This window comes from Demequina phytophila, from assembly GCF_000971135.1.
GTDB lineage: Bacteria > Actinomycetota > Actinomycetes > Actinomycetales > Demequinaceae > Demequina > Demequina phytophila.
Genome location: NZ_BBLW01000005.1, coordinates 1 through 17,880 on the forward strand (window position 1 = coordinate 1; position 17,880 = coordinate 17,880).

The 17,880-nt window shown below is 72.7% G+C and carries 17 protein-coding genes; 13 read left to right on the top strand and 4 right to left on the bottom strand.

From position 1 onward, the window contains the following. Window positions 1–26 precede the first annotated feature (26 nt). A complete protein-coding gene (locus AOM01_RS08490; RefSeq protein ID WP_062291897.1) occupies window positions 27–533 on the top strand; it encodes a tetratricopeptide repeat protein in 507 nt (168 codons plus the stop codon). Window positions 534–536: 3 nt separating this feature from the next. After that, the gene (locus tag AOM01_RS08495; RefSeq protein ID WP_062291902.1) at window positions 537–908 is read left to right on the top strand and encodes a YccF domain-containing protein; all 372 of its coding nucleotides are present in this window, start codon (window positions 537–539) and stop codon (window positions 906–908) included. 4 nt (window positions 909–912) lie between these two features. Here the strand turns inward: AOM01_RS08495 and AOM01_RS08500 are convergent, their stop codons facing one another. Together AOM01_RS08500 and AOM01_RS14380 are read right to left on the bottom strand one after the other, a co-directional pair. After that, complete coding sequence (locus AOM01_RS08500) at window positions 913–3,606, bottom strand: DEAD/DEAH box helicase (protein WP_156155907.1); 2,694 nt, start codon at window positions 3,604–3,606, stop codon at window positions 913–915. Then, window positions 3,527–5,194: a hypothetical protein gene (locus tag AOM01_RS14380; RefSeq protein WP_156155908.1), complete on the bottom strand. Its 1,668-nt coding sequence runs from the start codon at window positions 5,192–5,194 to the stop codon at window positions 3,527–3,529. The genes AOM01_RS08500 and AOM01_RS14380 overlap by 80 nt, the downstream gene beginning before the upstream one ends. Here AOM01_RS14380 and AOM01_RS14385 point away from each other — a divergent pair. Genes AOM01_RS14385 through AOM01_RS08545 form a run of 10 tightly spaced genes read left to right on the top strand, consistent with a single transcriptional unit; the run spans window position 5,099 to window position 14,880 of the window. Continuing rightward, on the top strand, window positions 5,099–5,980 hold the full coding sequence (locus AOM01_RS14385) for a tetratricopeptide repeat protein (RefSeq protein WP_156155909.1): 882 nt from the start codon (window positions 5,099–5,101) through the stop codon (window positions 5,978–5,980). The genes AOM01_RS14380 and AOM01_RS14385 overlap by 96 nt on opposite strands. Further along, window positions 5,977–6,978, top strand: coding sequence for an HAD-IIA family hydrolase (locus AOM01_RS08510; protein WP_062291907.1), 1,002 nt, complete (start codon window positions 5,977–5,979; stop codon window positions 6,976–6,978). Before AOM01_RS14385 ends, AOM01_RS08510 begins: the two co-directional genes overlap by 4 nt. A gap of 11 nt (window positions 6,979–6,989) precedes the next feature. Beyond that, window positions 6,990–7,163, top strand: a complete 174-nt coding sequence (locus AOM01_RS14390) for a hypothetical protein (RefSeq protein ID WP_156155910.1) — start codon at window positions 6,990–6,992, stop codon at window positions 7,161–7,163. Window positions 7,164–7,165: 2 nt separating this feature from the next. Continuing rightward, complete coding sequence (locus AOM01_RS08515) at window positions 7,166–7,972, top strand: TlyA family RNA methyltransferase (RefSeq protein ID WP_062291911.1); 807 nt, start codon at window positions 7,166–7,168, stop codon at window positions 7,970–7,972. Next, entirely contained in the window at window positions 7,969–8,832 is an 864-nt protein-coding gene (locus AOM01_RS08520; protein ID WP_062291914.1) for an NAD kinase, read from the top strand. Before AOM01_RS08515 ends, AOM01_RS08520 begins: the two co-directional genes overlap by 4 nt. Before the next feature lies 1 nt (window position 8,833). After that, window positions 8,834–10,516 carry a DNA repair protein RecN gene (recN, locus tag AOM01_RS08525; RefSeq protein WP_062291917.1) on the top strand — a complete coding sequence of 561 codons (1,683 nt, stop codon included), beginning with the start codon at window positions 8,834–8,836 and terminating at the stop codon, window positions 10,514–10,516. 5 nt (window positions 10,517–10,521) lie between these two features. Next, on the top strand, window positions 10,522–11,652 hold the full coding sequence (steA, locus tag AOM01_RS14605) for a putative cytokinetic ring protein SteA (RefSeq protein ID WP_062291920.1): 1,131 nt from the start codon (window positions 10,522–10,524) through the stop codon (window positions 11,650–11,652). Then, window positions 11,649–12,527, top strand: coding sequence for a copper transporter (locus AOM01_RS14610; protein WP_062291922.1), 879 nt, complete (start codon window positions 11,649–11,651; stop codon window positions 12,525–12,527). The genes steA and AOM01_RS14610 overlap by 4 nt, the downstream gene beginning before the upstream one ends. A 38-nt stretch (window positions 12,528–12,565) precedes the next feature. Then, window positions 12,566–14,254, top strand: a complete 1,689-nt coding sequence (pyrG, locus tag AOM01_RS08540; RefSeq protein WP_062291926.1) for a CTP synthase — start codon at window positions 12,566–12,568, stop codon at window positions 14,252–14,254. Further along, on the top strand, window positions 14,254–14,880 hold the full coding sequence (locus tag AOM01_RS08545) for an NUDIX domain-containing protein (RefSeq protein ID WP_062291929.1): 627 nt from the start codon (window positions 14,254–14,256) through the stop codon (window positions 14,878–14,880). The genes pyrG and AOM01_RS08545 overlap by 1 nt, the downstream gene beginning before the upstream one ends. 19 nt (window positions 14,881–14,899) lie before the next feature. On the opposite strand, the gene ilvA is transcribed toward AOM01_RS08545, so the two are convergent. Both ilvA and AOM01_RS08555 read right to left on the bottom strand, forming a co-directional pair. Further along, the gene (gene ilvA / locus AOM01_RS08550; protein ID WP_062291932.1) at window positions 14,900–16,129 is read right to left on the bottom strand and encodes a threonine ammonia-lyase; all 1,230 of its coding nucleotides are present in this window, start codon (window positions 16,127–16,129) and stop codon (window positions 14,900–14,902) included. Continuing rightward, window positions 16,129–17,031: a COX15/CtaA family protein gene (locus AOM01_RS08555; RefSeq protein ID WP_062291935.1), complete on the bottom strand. Its 903-nt coding sequence runs from the start codon at window positions 17,029–17,031 to the stop codon at window positions 16,129–16,131. Before AOM01_RS08555 ends, ilvA begins: the two co-directional genes overlap by 1 nt. 185 nt (window positions 17,032–17,216) lie before the next feature. Between AOM01_RS08555 and AOM01_RS08560 the strand changes: the two genes are divergently transcribed. Next, entirely contained in the window at window positions 17,217–17,867 is a 651-nt protein-coding gene (locus tag AOM01_RS08560; protein WP_062291937.1) for a helix-turn-helix transcriptional regulator, read from the top strand. Window positions 17,868–17,880: the final 13 nt, after the last annotated feature.

Here is a 17,880-nt window from a genome sequence, read left to right on the forward strand (position 1 = left end):
TACCCCCAGGCAGATACCCTGATCGCATGGACGACGACGGCTGGGAGCGGCGGGCGAGCGCCCTCTGGGGCGACGAGACGGTCGACGACGAGGCGCGGCTCGCGGCCATGCGGGTCCTCTCGGCGACGGCGCCGCATCCGGCGCTCGGAGCCTTCGAGCTCGGCGGTGCGTACGACTCGGCCGGGCACGAGGCCGAGGCGGATCGGGAGTACACCGCGGCATACGAGGCCGGCCTCGCCGAGGTGGATCCCGACCGTGCCGCGCAGATGGCGGTCCAGCACGCGTCCACGCTGCGCAACCTCGGTCGGATCGACGAGGCGATCGCGCTGTTGGAGGACGCACCGGAGCACCCGTCGACCGGTGCGGCCCCGCGCGTGTTCCTCGCGCTCGCCCTGCACACCGCCGGACGGCATGACGAGGCCTTGCGAGTCGCGATCGAGGCGATCGAGCCGGGCCTGCCGCGCTATCGGCGCTCGGTGCGCGCCTACGCCGCGGCGTTGACCGCGCCGGGCGCGTCCCTCGACATACCCTGAGGTATGCGTACTCTTCTGAACATCATCTGGTTCTTCTTCGCAGGGATCGGCCTGTGGGTGTCCTACGCGATCGTCGGCGTGATCGCCTTCATCACGATCATCGGTATCCCTGCGGGTATCGCGTGCTTCCGCATCGCGAACTACGCGATCTGGCCCTTCGGCCGCGAGGTGGTACGCGACCCGAAGGCGGGCGCCTGGACCGTGATCGGCAACATCCTGTGGATCCCGCTGGGTCTCATCCTGGTGATCGCGCATGTCGCGACGGCCTTCACCCTCGCGATCACGATCATCGGCATCCCGATGGCGTGGGCGAACCTCAAGCTCATCCCGATCTCGCTCACCCCGATGGGTCGGATCATCGTCGAGACCCACTGAAGCTCTAGAGAGCAGCGACCGCCAGGACCTTGAGCACGACTTCGCCGGCCTCGTCGCTCGCCTCCAGGTCGATCGCCGCGACGATGCCCCAGTCGTGGTCGCCCGCGGGATCGTCGATGACCTGGCGCACGATCCACATACCCGCAGGCACCTCAGAGTGTTCGGTGACGGCGAGGGCCGCGCGAGCTCGCCCGTCGTCGCCGCTCGAGCCGGCTTCGACGAAGGTGAGCAGCGCTGAGGCGCGTGCGTTCGGCCCGATGCCCACCGCATCGTCCCCATGCAGGTCGAAGAGCGGCGCAAGCGCGTCCTCCCACGCCGCGGCGTCCCACCCCGCGGCCTTGTCGAGGGCGCCCAGAGCGTCGTAGTCCTCGCGCGCCGCGAGCTCGATCCTGCGGAACATCGCGTTGCGGATGAGGCGGCGCAGCACGCGCGGGTTGCCCGTGACCGGTCGGACGGGACCGGTCGCGGTCCCGGTCGGCGTCGGCGCCGCGGGGTCGGCGTCGTCCGCCTCGGGATTCGCGAGCTGTTCCCACTCGTCCAGGAGAGAGGAGTCGGTGGACCGCACGAGCTCGCCGAGCCAGTCCGTGATCTCCGCGACCTCCTCCGTGCGATGCTCCTCGGGCACCGTCTGCCGCATCGCGCGGTACGCCTCGGCGAGGTACCGCAGCGCGATCCCCTCCGTGCGCTCGAGGCCGTACGTCGACACCAGCTCGCCGAACGTCATCGCCTTCTCGAGCATGTCGCGGACTACGGACTTGGGGGAGAGCTCGGCGCCCATGATCCACGGGTTGGACCGGCGGTACATCGCGAACGCCGGCTCGAGAAGGTCGGCCAAGGGTCGCGGCCACGTCACCTCCTCGAGGGCGTCGAGGCGCTCCTCGTACTCCATGCCTTCCGCCTTCATCGCCGCCACCGCCTCGCCGCGCGCCCGGAACTGCTGCGCGACCAGAAGCTGGCGCGGATCCGACAGGGTCGACTCGATGACCGAGACCACGTCGAGCGCATGAGACGGCGACTCGACGTTGAGGAGGTCCATGGCGGCGAGCGCGAACGGCGACAGCGGCTGGTTGAGCGCGAAGTTGCGGGGCACATCGACCGTGAGGCGCACAGACGGCCGTGAGCCACGGGGGTGGGACGGGTCGGTGATCCGCACCCGCTCGACCACGCCTGCCTTGCGCAGCGACCAGTAGATCCTCAGCGCCTGCCGCGCATGCGCGGCACGCTGGGCCGGCGTCTCGTGCACCGCCGCCAGCAGGTCCCGCATCGCGATCACCGGATCCTGCGCCGCCCGCCCGACCCGCGCATCGTCCCTCCCGCGCGCCAGGATGTTGAGCACCATCGCGTGCGTGACCGCGAAGCTCGAGGTGAGCGGCTCCGGATCGGCGTCGCGGAGGCGCTCGAACGTCGCGTCCGTCCAGTTGACGTGTCCCGCCGGCGCCTTCTTGCGCACGATCTTGCGCTGCTTCTTGACGTCGTCGCCCGCCTTGAGGAGGGCCTTGCGGTTCTCGATGACGTGCTCGGGCGCCATGACGAGGACCTCGCCCTCGGTGTCGTAGCCCGCGCGGCCCGCGCGCCCTGCGATCTGATGGAACTCGCGTGCGGTCAGGTGGCGCATGCGCTCACCGTCGTACTTCACCAGCGAGGTGAGGAGCACCGTGCGGATCGGCACGTTGATCCCGACCCCCAGCGTGTCCGTGCCGCACACCACCTTGAGCAGACCCTGCTGGGTGAGGCGTTCGACGATGCGCCGGTACTTGGGCAGCATCCCGGCGTGGTGGACGCCGACGCCCGCGCGCAGGAACCGGCTGAGAGTCTTGCCGAAGCCGGTGCCGAAGCGGATGCCGTCGAGCGCGGCCGCGATCTCATCACGCTCGGAGCGGGTCGCGACGTTCATGCTGAGGAGGGACTGGGCGCGCTCGACCGCATCCTTCTGGGTGAAGTGGACGACGTAGACGGGCGCACGACCCGTCTGGACGATGCGCTCGACGACCTCCGGAAGAGGGTCCAGGACGTAGTCGAAGGACAGTGGCACGGGCCGCTCGGCGGTCGTCACCTGCGCGACCGGGCGGTCCGAGCGACGCTCGAGGTCCTCGACGAGCCAGTCGGTGTCGCCGAGGGTCGCCGACATCAGCACGAACTGTGTGCGCGGCAGCTCGAGGAGCGGCACCTGCCAGGCCCAGCCGCGCTGCGGGTCCGAGTAGAAGTGGAACTCATCCATGACGACGAGCGCGGCGTCGGTCGCGTCGCCGTCGCGCAGCGCGAGGTTCGCCAGGATCTCGGCGGTGCAGCAGATGATCGGGGCATCGGCGTTGACGGCGCTGTCGCCGGTCATCATGCCCACGTTGTCTGATCCGAAGACGTCGATGAGGGAGAAGAACTTCTCCGACACGAGCGCCTTCAGCGGGGCGGTGTAGTACGTGCGGCCGCCGGTGCCGGCGCGATACGCGGCGAGCGCCGCGAAGTGCGCTCCCGCTGCGACGAGAGACTTGCCCGATCCGGTCGGGGTAGCGAGAATGACATGCGCGCCCGAGACGATCTCGATCAGCGCCTCGTCCTGATGTGGATATAATGGAAGGTCCCGTTCCGCCGCCCACGTCGCGAATGCCTCGTAGAGCGCGTCAGGATCGGGGCCCGCGCCGGGCGCCGTCTTCGGCAGGCGGGCGAGCAGGGACAGGTCGGTGGCAGTCATCGTCGCCATTGTCCCGTGTCTTGACCGACTGAGACGCCGCGACCGCGCGTGATGCAGACTTACTCAGGACGTACTGACCCGGTTCTTCGTGCCCAGGCGCGTAAGAATGGCGGGAGCGTCCACACAATTGGACAGGAGCACCATGAACGACAGGGACGAGCGCGACGAGCGCCGCGCGAGCTATGACTCGCGCCCCGGAATCAACCCGCGCAAGCAGCGCGACGGCGACCGCCGCGAGGGCGGCGACCGCCCCCGTCGTCAGTTCGATGGTGACCGTCCGCAGCGTTCGAACGATGACCGTCCGCGTCGTCAGTACGACAACGACCGTCCCCGCCGTTCCTTCGACGGCGATCGTCGCGACGGTGGCGACCGCCCGCGTCGTGACTTCGACGGTGACCGTGGTCCTCGCCGCGATGGTGACCGTCCGCAGCGTTCGAACGATGACCGTCCGCGTCGTCAGTACGACAACGACCGTCCCCGCCGTTCCTTCGACGGCGATCGTCGCGACGGTGGCGACCGCCCGCGTCGCTCGTTCGACGGTGACCGTGGTCCTCGCCGCGATGGTGACCGCCCGCAGCGCTCGTACGATGACCGTCCGCGTCGCTCGTTCGACGGCGACCGACCGTCGCGTCCCGCCAACTCGGACCGTCCGCGGCGCAACTTCAACGACGACCGTGGCCCCCGACGCCCCTACGACAACGACCGCCCGCGTCGTGACTTCGACGGCGAGCGGAGCCCGCGCCGCTCGTACGACGAGGACCGTCCGCGCCGTTCCTACGATGACCGTCCCCGTCGTGACTTCGATGGTGACCGCCCCCGTCGCTCGTTCGACGGTGACCGTGGTCCTCGCCGCGATGGCGATCGTCCGCAGCGTTCGTACGATGACCGTCCGCGTCGTCAGTACGACAACGACCGTCCCCGTCGTGACTTCGAGGGTGACCGCCCGCGTCGCTCGTTCGACGGTGACCGTGGTCCTCGCCGCGATGGCGATCGTCCGCAGCGTTCGTACGATGACCGTCCGCGTCGTCAGTACGACAACGACCGTCCGTCGCGACCGGCGAACTCTGACCGTCCGCGTCGTGACTTCGATGGTGACCGTCCCCGTCGCTCGTTCGATGGCGACCGTGGTCCTCGCCGTGACGGCGATCGTCCGCAGCGTTCGTACGATGACCGTCCGCGTCGTCAGTACGACAACGACCGCCCGCGTCGAGACTTCGATGGTGACCGTCCGCGTCGCTCGTTCGATGGCGACCGTGGTCCCCGCCGTGACGGCGACCGACCCCAGCGGTCCTACGACGACCGTCCGCGTCGCCAGTACGACAACGACCGTCCCCGCCGCAGCTTCGACGGTGACCGTGACCGTGACCGCGCCCCCCGCGGCTCCGGCCGTCCGGGTGCCCGCCCTGACCGGGGCGGCCGTGCGCGCCCCGAGTCGGAGGAGCGCACCGCCCGCGTCGCAGGCGTCCCGCTCACCAGGTCGCAGCTCGTCGAGGCACCCGAGGTGCCCGAGGAGATCACCTACAACCAGCTCGACCGCGCGGTGCGCGCGCGCCTGCGCACGCTCAGCAAGGACAACGCCGAGGACGTCGGCCGCCACCTGATCATGGCAGGCAACCTGGTCGACATCGATCCCGAGCTCGCCTACCGTCACGCCCAGGTCGCGCTGCAGCGCGGTGGCCGTGTCGACGTGGTCCGGGAGGCAGCCGCGCTCACGGCATACGCCACCGGCCGCTACGCCGAGGCGCTTCGCGAGTTCCGCACGGTCCGTCGCCTCGGCGGCTCGATCGAGCACCTCCCGCTGATGGCCGACTGCGAGCGCGGCCTCGGCCGGCCCGAGCGCGCCCTCGCGATCGCGGAGGAGCCCGACGCCCAGCAGCTGCCGCGCGAGTCCGCCGTCGAGATGCGGATCGTGGTCGCCGGTGCGCGCCTCGACATGGGTGACGCCGAGGCTGCGCACCTGATCCTCAGCCGCATCACGGCTCCGAACGACGAGCTCAAGGCGCGCGTCGACGAGGCGCAGGTCGCGGTTCTCCGTGCGCTCGGCCGCGACGCCGAGGCCGACGAGCTCGAGGCGTCCATCCCCGAGCCCGTCGAGGAGGAGCTCGAGGAGGACATCGTCCTGTACGACACCGCCGAGCTCCCCGACCCCGACGTCGAGGACCACGAGGATGAGGGCTTCGACGAGGATGAGGACGACGACTTCGACGCCGAGGACGGCCTCACCGAGGTGACCGACGGCGACGAGGACGAGGACGACGACTTCGACGCCGAGCCCGCCGACGACCACGGCGACGAGGACGAGGACGAGGACGAGCCCGAGGACGAGCCCGACTCGGACATCGACCTCGCGGACGAGGACGGGAACCCCGAGGACCGCGCGTGAGCGCCGGCCTGCTCGGCACGGACACCGCGCTGCAGGACGCCTTCGACGTCGCGTTGGTCGACCTCGACGGTGTCGCGTACAAGGGGCCGCATGCGATCCCCTCGGCACCGCCCGCGCTCGAGGCGGCCCGTGCCGCCGGGATGGGCGTGATGTTCGTCACGAACAACGCCTCGCGCGAGCCCGAGACCGTCGCCTCGCACCTCTCGGAGCTCGGCATCCCGTGCGCCCCGACCGAGGTGATGACCGCCGCCCAGGCGGGCGCCGAGCTGCTCGCGGAGCATGTCCCCGCGGGCGAGCGCGTCCTGGTGGTCGGCGGCGCCGGCCTCTACACGGCGGTCGCGGCCAAGGGCTACGAGATCGTCGAGGACGCGACCGAGCACCCCGTCGCCGTGATCCAGGGCTTCTCCCCGGACCTCGGCTGGCGCCAGCTCGCGGAGGCGACCTACGCGATCAACGCCGGTGCCCGCTTCTTCGCGACCAACCTGGACCTCACCATCCCCAACGAGCGGGGCATCGCCCCGGGCAACGGCTCGCTCGTGGGCGTGGTGCGCACCGCCACCGGGGTCACGCCGCTCGCGGCTGGCAAGCCCGAGCCCGCGATGCTGCGCATGGCCGCCCGCAAGGCCGGTGCGAGCCGCCCGCTGATGATCGGCGACCGCCTCGACACCGACCTCAAGGGTGCCCGCGCGGCGGACATCCCAGGACTCCTGGTGCTCACCGGCGTCAACACCGCGCGCGACGCCATCCTGGCGGTACCGGGGGAGCGGCCCGCGTTCATCGGCGCCGACCTGTCGACGCTCGCCGACGCGCATCCCGCGCCGGTGCTCGCCGAGCACTGGTGGCACGTGGGCGAGGCCCGCGCGCGCGTCACCGAACGCCGGCTCGTCGTCGACGGCGGGGATGCGCTCGACCGGATCCGCGCCGCGTGCGCCGCGGCGTGGGATGCCGCCGATCGTGGTGAGCAGATCGACGTTGAGACGCTCCCGCACTTCGGCTAGCCTCCATTCCCATGGCTGACCTCAACGACGCGCGCGACTCACTGGGCCAGGTCGAGTACCCGGCCGAGGTTCGTGAGGCCCTCAAGGCCGTCACCGAGCTCCCCGATGACCTCGACCAGCAGGCCGAGTTCTTCGACAAGGTGCAGGAGGCGCTCTCGACACGCCTCCGCGACGAGTCGCGCTGAGCATGCGCCTGGACCGCGCGCTCGTGGCGCGCGGCCTGGCTCCGTCGCGCACCCGCGCACAGGAGCTCATCGCCGCCGGGGTGGTGACCGTCGACGGCGTCGCCGTCGCGAAGTCGTCGTTCGAGGTGGGGGACGATGCGGTGGTCGAGGCCGCCGCGCCCGACCAGTACGTCTCGCGTGCGGCCCACAAGCTCCTCGGCGCCCTCGACGCGTGCCCGGAGCTCGAGACGACCGGCCGCGTCGCTCTCGACGTCGGTGCCTCGACCGGGGGCTTCACCCAGGTCCTTCTCGAGCGCGGCGCCGCGCGGGTGCACGCGATCGACGTCGGCCACGGTCAGCTCGCGCCCGCCATCGCCGCCAACCCGCGCGTGGTCGCGCGCGAGGGCCTGAACGCACGCGAGCTCACGGCGGGCCACCTGGGCGAACGCCCCGATCTCGTGGTCGCGGACGTCTCCTTCATCTCCCTCACGCTCCTCATCGAGCCGATCGTCGCGACCCTCGCCGAGCACGCGGACGTGCTGCTCATGGTCAAGCCCCAGTTCGAGGTGGGCCGCGAACGCCTGGGCCGCGGCGGCGTGGTCACCGACCTCGATGATCGCGCCGGTGCGGTGATGTCGGTGGTGACGGCCATGATGGAGGCGGGACTCGCGGTCCGTCGCATCGCGCGCTCGACGCTTCCGGGCCCACACGGCAACGTCGAGTTCTTCGTGTGGGGGTCGCGGGCATGGCAGGCTAGTGGCGGGCCCGAGCCGCTGGTAGACCCGCAGATCAGGGCCGCGATCATCGAGGAGACGGGAGGGACGCCGTGACGCGACGCATCCTCATCGTCACGCACCCGCATCGTCCCGAGGCGGCGGATGCCGCCGCCCTGGCCGCCGAGGCCCTGGCCGCGGACGGCGTCGCGACCTGCACCGACTTCCACGCCGGCGACAAGCCCATCGAGGCCGCCCTGGTGCTCGGTGGAGACGGCACCATCCTTCACGCCGCCGACCTCACCCGCGGCACCGGCATCCCGCTCCTGGGCGTCAACCTCGGTCACGTCGGCTTCCTGGCGGAGTTCGAGCGCGACGACGTCGCCCACGCCGCCCGCCGCCTGGCCGCGGGCGACTACACGGTCGAGGAGCGCGGCACCATCGACGTCGCGGTGACCTCGCCGGAGGGCGTGGTGAGCACCGGCTGGGCGCTCAACGACGTCACCGTCGAGCGTGCCAACCTGCGCACCACCATCGAGGTCGCGCTCGACATCGACGGGCGCCCGCTGTCGACGTTCGGCTGCGACGGCGTGGTGGTCGCCACCTCCACCGGGTCCACCGCGCATGCCTTCAGCGCGGGCGGGCCCGTGCTGTGGCCCGACGTGGACGCGCTGCTCGTGGTGCCGCTCGCGGCCCACGCGCTGTTCTCGCGCCCGCTCGTGGTGAGCCCGTCCTCGCGGGTCACCGTCGAGATCCTGGACCGCTCGTCGAGCGACGGCCAGGTGGTGCTCGACGGTGCGCGTGCGATCGACCTCGCCCGCGGCGGACGCGTCGAGGTCACCCGCGGTGCCCAGACGGTGCGCCTCGCGCGCATGTCGGACGCCCCGTTCAGCGAGCGTCTGGTCCAGAAGTTCTCGCTCCCGGTCGACGGGTTCCGCGGCACCCGGCCCGTCGCCGGGTGGGGAGCGGGGATCTGACGTGCTCCACGAGCTCGCCATCGAGAACCTGGGCGTGATCGAGTCCGCCCGCGTCGATCTGGGTCCCGGCCTCACCTGCGTGACGGGCGAGACGGGCGCCGGCAAGACCATGGTGCTGACGGGGCTCGGCCTCATCACCGGCTCGAAGAGCATCCCCGCGACGGTGCGCACGGGCGCCGACTCCGCGGTCGCCGAGGCCGTCGTCGACGTCGAGCCCGGCTCCTGGCCCGCCGCACGCCTCGAGGAGGCGGGTGCGAGCCTCGACGACGATGGCACCGTCATCGTGTCGCGCACGGTGGGCGCGACCACGCGGTCCCGCACCGTCGTCGGCGGCCGCACCGTCCCGCAGGCGGTCCTCGCGGAGGTCGCCGAGCACTGGGTGACCGTGCACGGCCAGAGCGACCAGGCGCGGCTGCGATCCTCGGGCGAGCAGCGCGCGATCCTCGACGGCTTCGCGGGGCACGATGCCCTGGTCGCCTCGTACGCGGCCGCGTGGGAGGCCTGGCGAGACGCCCGTAGGGAGCTCGAGGCCATGGAGTCGGGCGCCGAGGCGGCGCGCCTCGAGGCGGCCCGCATGCGCGACGACCTCGACGCGATCGACGCGATCGATCCCCAGCCGGACGAGGACGCCGCGCTCGCCGCGCAGATCGAGGTGCTCGAGCATTCCGAGGCGGTGCGCACCGGCGTCGCGGGTGCGCGCGAGGCCATCGACGGTGACGCCGAGATCACCCTGGTGGTGGCCGTGGACGCGGCCCGTCGCGCGCTCGGCGATGCCGCCCGCCACGACCCCGCGCTCGAGGCGCTCGAGGCGCGCCTCGCGGAGCTCGCGTACGGCGCGGCGGACGTCGCGCACGAGCTGTCCTCGTACCTCGACCGCATGGACGCCGACCCCGCGCGCCTCGAGACGTTGCAGTCGCGCCGCGCGGACCTCAACGCGCTCATGCGCCGCATCGGCGCGGATCTCGACGGCGTGCTGGCCTACCGCGAGCGGGCCGCAGCCGCCGTCGCTCAGGACGACACATGGGACGAGACCCTCGCGGCGCGCCGGGACGCCGAGCGGGACGCCCGCGCCCGGCTCGAGTCCGTCGCGCGGGACCTCACCGCGAGCCGCCGCGCGGCCGCGGACCGGCTGTCCGCGGAGGTCGACGCGGAGCTCGACGGGCTCGCGATGCCCGATGCGGAGCTCCGCGTCGAGCTGCGCGCGGTCGAGCCACGCGCGTCCGGCGCCGACGAGGTGGCCATCACCCTCGCGTCCCACCCGGGTGCCCCGCACCGTCCTGTCGCACAGGCCGCGTCGGGCGGCGAGCTGTCGCGCATCATGCTGGCCATCGAGGTGTCGCTCGCGCGGCACGCCGTCACGCCGGGCCACACGTTCGTGTTCGACGAGGTCGACGCGGGGGTGGGCGGCAAGGCCGCGATCGCGGTCGGGCGCCGGCTCGCGGAGCTCGCCCGCACCCACCAGGTGCTGGTGGTGACGCACCTCGCGCAGGTCGCGGCGCACGCGGACCGGCACGTCGTGGTCGCCAAGTCGACCGACGGGTCGATCACCCGCTCGCAGGTCCACGAGGTGGCGGGGGAGGACCGCGTCGAGGAGCTCGCGCGCCTGCTGTCGGGCCATGAGGGCTCGAAGACCGCACTCGCCCATGCACGTGAGCTGCTGGAGGCCTCGCGCGTGGCACCATAGCCGCCATGACCGCCGCCACGACCGCCATCTCCGGCCCCGCGCGGGTCGACTCGTCGCCGCTCGCGCTCGCGCGGCGCCTCCAGCCCGGCGACGTGGCGATCGTGGACGCTCTCGACCTCGACAAGCGCGCCGCAGCGGCGCTGGCGGCCCGCCGCCCCGCCGCGGTGGTGAACGCGCAGGCGTGCATCTCGGGACGCCTCCCGACCACCGGCGCGCTGGTGCTGCTCGAGGCCGGGATCCCGGTGGTCGAGTCCGCCGGCCAGGACGTGCTCGCGTTCCGCGACGGCGCGCAGGTGACGGTGGAGGGCGACTCCGTCGCCTCCGCCGGCCGCATCGCCGACGCCGGCAGCCGGCTCACCCTCGAGGACGTCGAGCAGCGCATCCGCGTCGCCGACCAGGACCTCCACGTCCATGTCGCCTCCTTCACCGCGACGGCGCTGGACCTGCTCCACCGCGACGCGGACCTGTTCCTCGATGGCATCGGGCTGCCCGAGCTCCGCCTCCCCGTCGACGGCCGCCCCGTCGTGGTGGTGACGTCCCGCTTCGCCGGCGGCGACGAGGTCCTCGCCCGCTTCGCGCGCGAGCGCCGCCCCGTCGTCATCGGCGTGGGCGACGGCGCGGATGCCGCACGCGCCGCTGGTCTCAACCCGCGCATCGTCCTGGGCGATATCGACTCCGTCGGCGAGGACGTGCTCCGGCGCGCGTCCCAGGTGATCGTCCACGACCCGGCCGGACGCGACGCGGGTCTCGCACGCGCGCAGGCGATCGGCCTCAGCCACGACGACTGCGATGCGAGCCTCGCCAGCGAGGACGTCGCGCTGCTCGCGGCGCACGCCGCCGGCGCGTCCGTGGTGATCGTCGCCGGCGGACGCGACGGCCTCCTCGACTACGTGGAGGACCGCTCGACCGCGGGTGCCGGCGCGCTCCTGTCGCGACTGGTCGCCAGCGGCGCGGTGGTCGACGCCGCCGTGCTGCCCGCGCTCTACCGGCACCGGTACAGCGCCTGGACCGCGTGGGGCGCGCTCGGCCTGGCGGCCGCGGCGCTGCTGCTCGCGGCCTGGGGCACGCCCGAGGGGCACGATGCGCTGGCCGGCGCCTGGACATGGCTCGCCGAGACGGTGGGGGGCGGGGCATGAGCGACGGCCGCACCCGCCTCGTCTCGGCCGCCGCCGGCGTGGCGGTGCTCGCGATCGGCGTGGTGCTCGGGTCGGGCCCGCTGCGCGCGGCGCTGCTGGGGGACACGGGGGAGCGGATCGATCAGCTCGAGGCCGAGGTCGCGACCGCGCAGGAGGCCGCGGAGGACGCGGAGACGCGCGCCGCCACCGCGAGCGACTACGTCGACACTACGGCGCCCACCCTGCTCATCGGGCTGCTTCCCGAGACCCAGGTGGTGGTGGTCGCCGCGCCCGGCGCACCGGCCGACGCTCTCGCCGCGGTCGAGGAGCGACTCCCTCTCGCCGGCGCCGTCACCGCAGGCTCCGTCGCGCTGGGGGACGCCTGGGACGAGGACGCGACGTCCGAGTTCCGCGGTGCGCTCGCCGAGCAGGTCGCGCCCTCCCTGGTCGGTGTGGAAACGTCGGAGACGGCCGAGGTGCTCGCGCACGCGTTCGTCCAGGGCGCCACGGGTGCCGCCCCCACCGGAGCGGACCTCGCCGACATCGGCGCGGCGGGCACGGACCGCGGCGCGGTGCTGTGGGACCTGCTCGAGCAGTCCGAGCTCGCTGCGGGCAGGCCCGCGACCTCCGCCGACGCGATCATTCTCGTCGCGGGCCGAGGCGACGCGACCGCCTCGCTCGTCGAGGCCTTCGCCGCCTACGACGCGCCCGTCACGGTGGTGGGCGCGCCCGCCGCCATCCAGGGAGAGACCAGGCGGGATGATGTGGCGACCGTCGCATCGTCCGACTGGACCCTGGGGTCCGTCACGGCCGTCGCCACCGTCTCCGAGACCCTCTCCGGGTCGCTCCCGCACTACCGCGACGGCGACGTTCCGGCGGTTCTGGGCGTTTCCTGAGACGCACCCGGGACTCACGGCTGTTAGAGTTGAAGCCCGTGGAGCGAACGCGATTCTCGTCCGGTACGGACCATGTCACCCGTCAGATCTTTGTCACCGGAGGCGTCGTGTCCTCCCTCGGGAAGGGCCTGACGGCATCCAGCCTCGGCCGCCTTCTCCGGTCGCGCGGACTGCGCGTCACCATGCAGAAGCTCGATCCCTACCTGAACGTGGATCCGGGCACCATGAACCCGTTCCAGCACGGCGAGGTGTTCGTCACCGACGACGGCGCGGAGACGGACCTCGACATCGGCCACTACGAGCGCTTCCTCGACGTGGAGCTCTCGGCGGCCTCGAACGTCACCACCGGCCAGGTGTACTCCCAGGTGATCGCCAAGGAGCGGCGCGGCGAGTACCTCGGCGACACGGTGCAGGTGATCCCGCACATCACCGACGAGATCAAGCGCCGCATGCGCCAGCAGGCCGGACCCAACGTCGACGTCATCATCACCGAGATCGGCGGCACGGTCGGCGACATCGAGTCGCAGCCGTTCCTCGAGGCGGCGCGCCAGGTGCGCCACGATGTGGGCCGCGACCACGTGTTCTTCCTCCACGTCTCGCTGGTGCCGTACATCGGCCCCTCGGGAGAGCAGAAGACCAAGCCCACGCAGCACTCCGTGGCCGCGCTGCGCTCGATCGGCATCCAGCCCGACGCGCTCGTGCTGCGCTCGGACCGCGAGGTCCCCACGTCGGTCAAGAACAAGGTCGCGCTCATGTGCGACGTGGAGCCCGCCGCGGTGGTCAACGCCGTCGACGCGCCCAGCATCTACGACATCCCCAAGGTGCTCCACGCCGAGGGCCTCGACGCGTACGTGGTGCGCCGCCTCGACCTGCCGTTCCACGACGTCGAGTGGGGCGCCTGGAACGACGTCCTCAAGCGCGTGCACAAGCCCGCGAAGGACGTCGAGATCGCGCTCGTCGGCAAGTACATCGACCTGCCCGACGCCTACCTGTCGGTGACCGAGGCGCTGCGCGCCGGCGGCTTCCACCACAACACCAAGGTGCGGATCCGTTGGGTCGCGTCCGACCGCTGCCAGACCCCGCAGGGCGCGCAGGAGGCGCTCGGCGGCGTCGACGGCGTGCTCGTGCCCGGCGGCTTCGGCGTGCGCGGCGTGGACGGCAAGATCGGCGCGCTGCGCTGGGCCCGTGAGAACCAGGTCCCCACGCTCGGCATCTGCCTCGGTCTGCAGACCATGGTGATGGAGTACGCCCGCAACGTGCTGGGCCTCGAGGGCGCGTCCTCGTCGGAGTTCGACCCCGAGACGCCGCACCCCGTGGTCGCGACCATGGAGGAGCAGCTCGAGATCGTCGAGGGCAAGGGCGACCTGGGCGGCACCATGCGCCTGGGCGAGTACCCCGCGCTCCTCAAGGAGGGCTCGGTGGTGGCCGCCACGTACGGCGCCACGACCGTGGGCGAGCGTCACCGCCACCGCTACGAGGTGAACAACGCCTACCGCGCCCAGCTCGAGGAGGCGGGCCTGGTCGTGTCGGGCGAGAGCCCCGACCGCTCGCTCGTCGAGTTCGTCGAGCTGCCCCGCGAGACGCACCCGTACTACGTGTCCACGCAGGCGCACCCCGAGTTCCTGTCGCGCCCGACCAAGGCGCACCCGCTGTTCGCCGGCCTGATCGGCGCGGCGGTCGAGCGTCAGGAGGGCGCCACGGCCCCGGCGGACGCCGCGGCCGTCTGATGATCGCGGACGTCCCCGGCGCGCGGCCGGTCGTCGAGACGCGCCTCGCCTTCGAGGGCAAGGTGTGGAACGTGCGATCGGACCGTGTCGACCTGGGGGAGTCCGGTCAGGTCCAGCGCGACTACATCCATCACACCGGCGCTGTCGGGGTGATGGCGCTCAACGAGGCGGGCGAGGTGTTCCTGGTCCGGCAGTACCGCCACGCGGTGCGCGCCGAGACGTGGGAGCCCCCCGCCGGCCTGCTCGACCTGCGCGACGAGCCTCCCGTCGACGCCGCCGCGCGCGAGCTGTTCGAGGAGGCGGACCTGCGCGCCGCCCGCTGGGACACGCTCGTCGACTTCATGACCTCGCCCGGCGGGTCCTCCGAGGGCATCCGCATGTTCCTCGCACGCGACCTCACCGCGGTGCCCGAGGCCGAGCGCTTCGAGCGTCACGAGGAGGAACGCGACATGGAGGGCCGCTGGGTTCCCTTGTCCGACATCCTCGCGTCGATCTGGGCGGGCACCGCGCAGAGCCCGTCGCTCGTGGTGGGTGCGCTGGCGCTCGACGCGGCGCTTCGCTCGGACGGCGCGACGCTCCGGCCGGCCGACGCGCCGTGGCGCCGGCCTCCGTCGCTGCTGGACTGAGGGGCGGCCGGAGCGGGCGTCAGCCCGCGACCTGCGGCGCGAACCCCGCACCGCGCAGCGCCTCGAGCACCTGCTCCTGGTGGTTCGGGCCGCGCGTCTCGACGCTCACCTGCAGCACCACGTCGTTGAGCGTGAGGCCCAGGTCGTGGCGCGTGTGCAGCACCTCGATGACGTTCGCGCCCACGCGCGCGAGCAGCTCCGACACGCGGGCGAGCTGGCCCGGGCGGTCGGGGAGCGGGATGCGCAGCGTCATGTAGCGCCCCGAGGCGACCAGCCCGTGGGCGACGATGCGCTGGAGCAGCAGGGGATCGATGTTGCCGCCCGAGACCAGCGCCACGGTGGGCCCGGTCGCCTCGATGAGGCCCGCCTGGATGGCGGCCACCGGGGCGGCGCCGGCCGGCTCGACCACCAGCTTGGTGCGCTCGAGCAGCGTGAGCACGGCGCGAGCGAGGTGGTCCTCGTCCACGGTCACCACGTCGTCCACCAGCTCCTGCACCAGCGGGAACGTGTGCTCGCCGGGGCGGACCACGGCGATGCCGTCGGCGATGGTCCCGCCGCGCTCGATGGTGACGGGATGGCCCGCCGCGAGCGACGGGGGGAACGATGCGGTGGCGGAGGCCTGCACGCCGATCACACTCACGTCGCGCCCGGCTCGCGCCGCGGCCTCCTTGGCGGCCACGGCCACGCCGGCGATGAGCCCGCCACCGCCCACCGGCACGATGATCGCCTCGGCGTCCGGCACCTCCGCGAGGATCTCGAGCCCGATGGTGCCCTGGCCCGCGATCACGTCGGGGTGGTCGAACGGGTGGATCATCACGGCGCCGGTGCGCGCGGCGTGCTCCGCGGCGAGCACCAGGCACTCCTCGACGGTCGCGCCGTCGGTGACCACGGTGGCGCCGTAGCCCTTGGTCGCGAGCAGCTTGGGCACCGGTGCGCCGAGCGGCATGAAGATGGTGGCGTCGACGCCCAGCTGCTGCGCCGCGAAGGCCACGCCCTGCGCATGGTTGCCGGCGGAGGCGGCGACCACGCCGCGGGCGCGCTCCTCGGCCGTCAGGCGCGACAGCCGGTAGGTCGCGCCCCGCAGCTTGAACGACCCGGTGCGCTGGAGGTTCTCCAGCTTCATGTACGTCGGCACGCCCATGAGCTCGCTGAGGTACGAGGCGTGGTCCACCGGCGTGCGCTGCGCCACGCCCGCGAGGACCCGCGCCGCGTCCTCGACGTGGCTCAGCGTGACCTCGCGCGCGGCCATCAGGCGGCCGTGTCGCGCGCGGTGAGGCGGAAGAAGGCGGAGTGTGCCGCGGTGAGCGCCGCCGCGCCGAGCAGGTGGAAGCCCACGATCAGCGCGGGCAGCCCGGTGAAGTACTGGACGTAGCCGATCGCGCCCTGCGCGAGCGTGACGCCCGCGAGCACCCAGAAGGACAGGCGCGCCTCGTCGCGGTCGCCCGCGCTGCGGTCGCGGCGGATGCGCCAGCCGATCCACACCAGGAGCGCGCAGAACGCCCACACGGTCAGCGCGTGCGCCTTCGCGACGGACACCGGGTCCAAGGCGAGCCGCTCCGTGGCGTCCGCGTCTCCGGAGTGCGGGCCGGCGCCCGTGGTGAGCGCGCCCAGCACCAGCAGCACCACGAGGAGCCCCGCGGACACCCATCGCTCCACGGTGAGGGGGCCGCCCAGCCGCCCGCGAGCGCCGCGGTAGCGCAGCGCGAACCTCACGGAGTACCAGACGAGCGCGAGGCTCAGCAGCATGTGCGGCGCGACCACCCGGGGGTCGAGCTCGACCAGCACCGTGATGCCGCCGATGACCGCCTGAGCGAGCACTCCGAGCGCCGGCACCAGGCCCCACCACCGGAGGTCGGGCCGGGTGCGCCACACGCCGATCGCCATCGCCACCGCGACCACCAGCAGGAGACCGGTGAGCGTGCGGTTGCCGAACTCGATGAACGGGTGGATCGACGTCGCGTCGTGGCGCGTGGGGGTGAACTGCCCGGGCTCGCACTGCGGCCACGTCGAGCAGCCCAGGCCGGAACCGGTGAGGCGCACCGCGCCGCCGGTGACGATGATGCCCGCCTGGGTGGCGATGTTGGCCAGGGTGAGGCCGCGCGTGACGCGGTATCCCAGGGAGGAACGGGTCAGTTCGGTGGTGCTCGACACCCGACAATCGTAGGGCCGTCGCGGGCACAGAACGGCCCGCCGACGCGTTGTGGACAAGGGTGACCGCCGCATCGTCCCGAGGTAAGGGTCGCCTTGCTTGCGCGCTTCTTTTTAATGAACCAAAATGTTTTCAAATACCGCGTGGCCGTCGTCGACCGCGCGTCCCACGGACGAGAGGAGCAGGGATGACCGCCGACACCACGCGCGATCGGGTGCTCAGCCTCATCGCCACCGCCGGCCCCATCACCGCGGCCGCCCTCGCGTCCGAGCTCGGCGTGACGCCCGCGGGCGTGCGCCGCCACCTGTCCTCGCTGGAGGACTCCGGCTACATCGTCGACCACGAGCCCCCGGGCATCCACACCCGTGGACGCGGCCGCCCCGCGCGGTCGTTCGTCGCGACCAACGCGGGCCAGCGCGCCCTCGCCACCGCGTACCAGTCCGTCGCCGTCGACGCGATGACGGCGCTGCGCGACTCCGGCGGGCTCGAGGCCTTCGTCGAGGCGAAGGCCAAGGAGCTCGAGGACGCGGTCGCGTCCGCCGTCGACCCGGCCGCCCCGATGGCGACCAAGGTCCAGGACCTCGCCGCGGCGCTCGGGGAGCGCGGCTTCGCCGCGTCCGTGCGTCCCGGCCCCGGCGGCATCACCGTCCAGCTGTGCCAGGGGCATTGCCCCGTCCAGTCCATCGCGGAGAAGACCCCCGAGTGGTGCGAGGCCGAGGCCCGCGCGTTCTCGAGGATCCTCGACGTGCACGTGCAGCGGCTGTCGACCCTCGCGGGCGGCGCGCATGTCTGCACCACCACGATCCCGCTCGCCACCCCCACCCGTAAGGAAGGATGAGCATGAGTGCTCC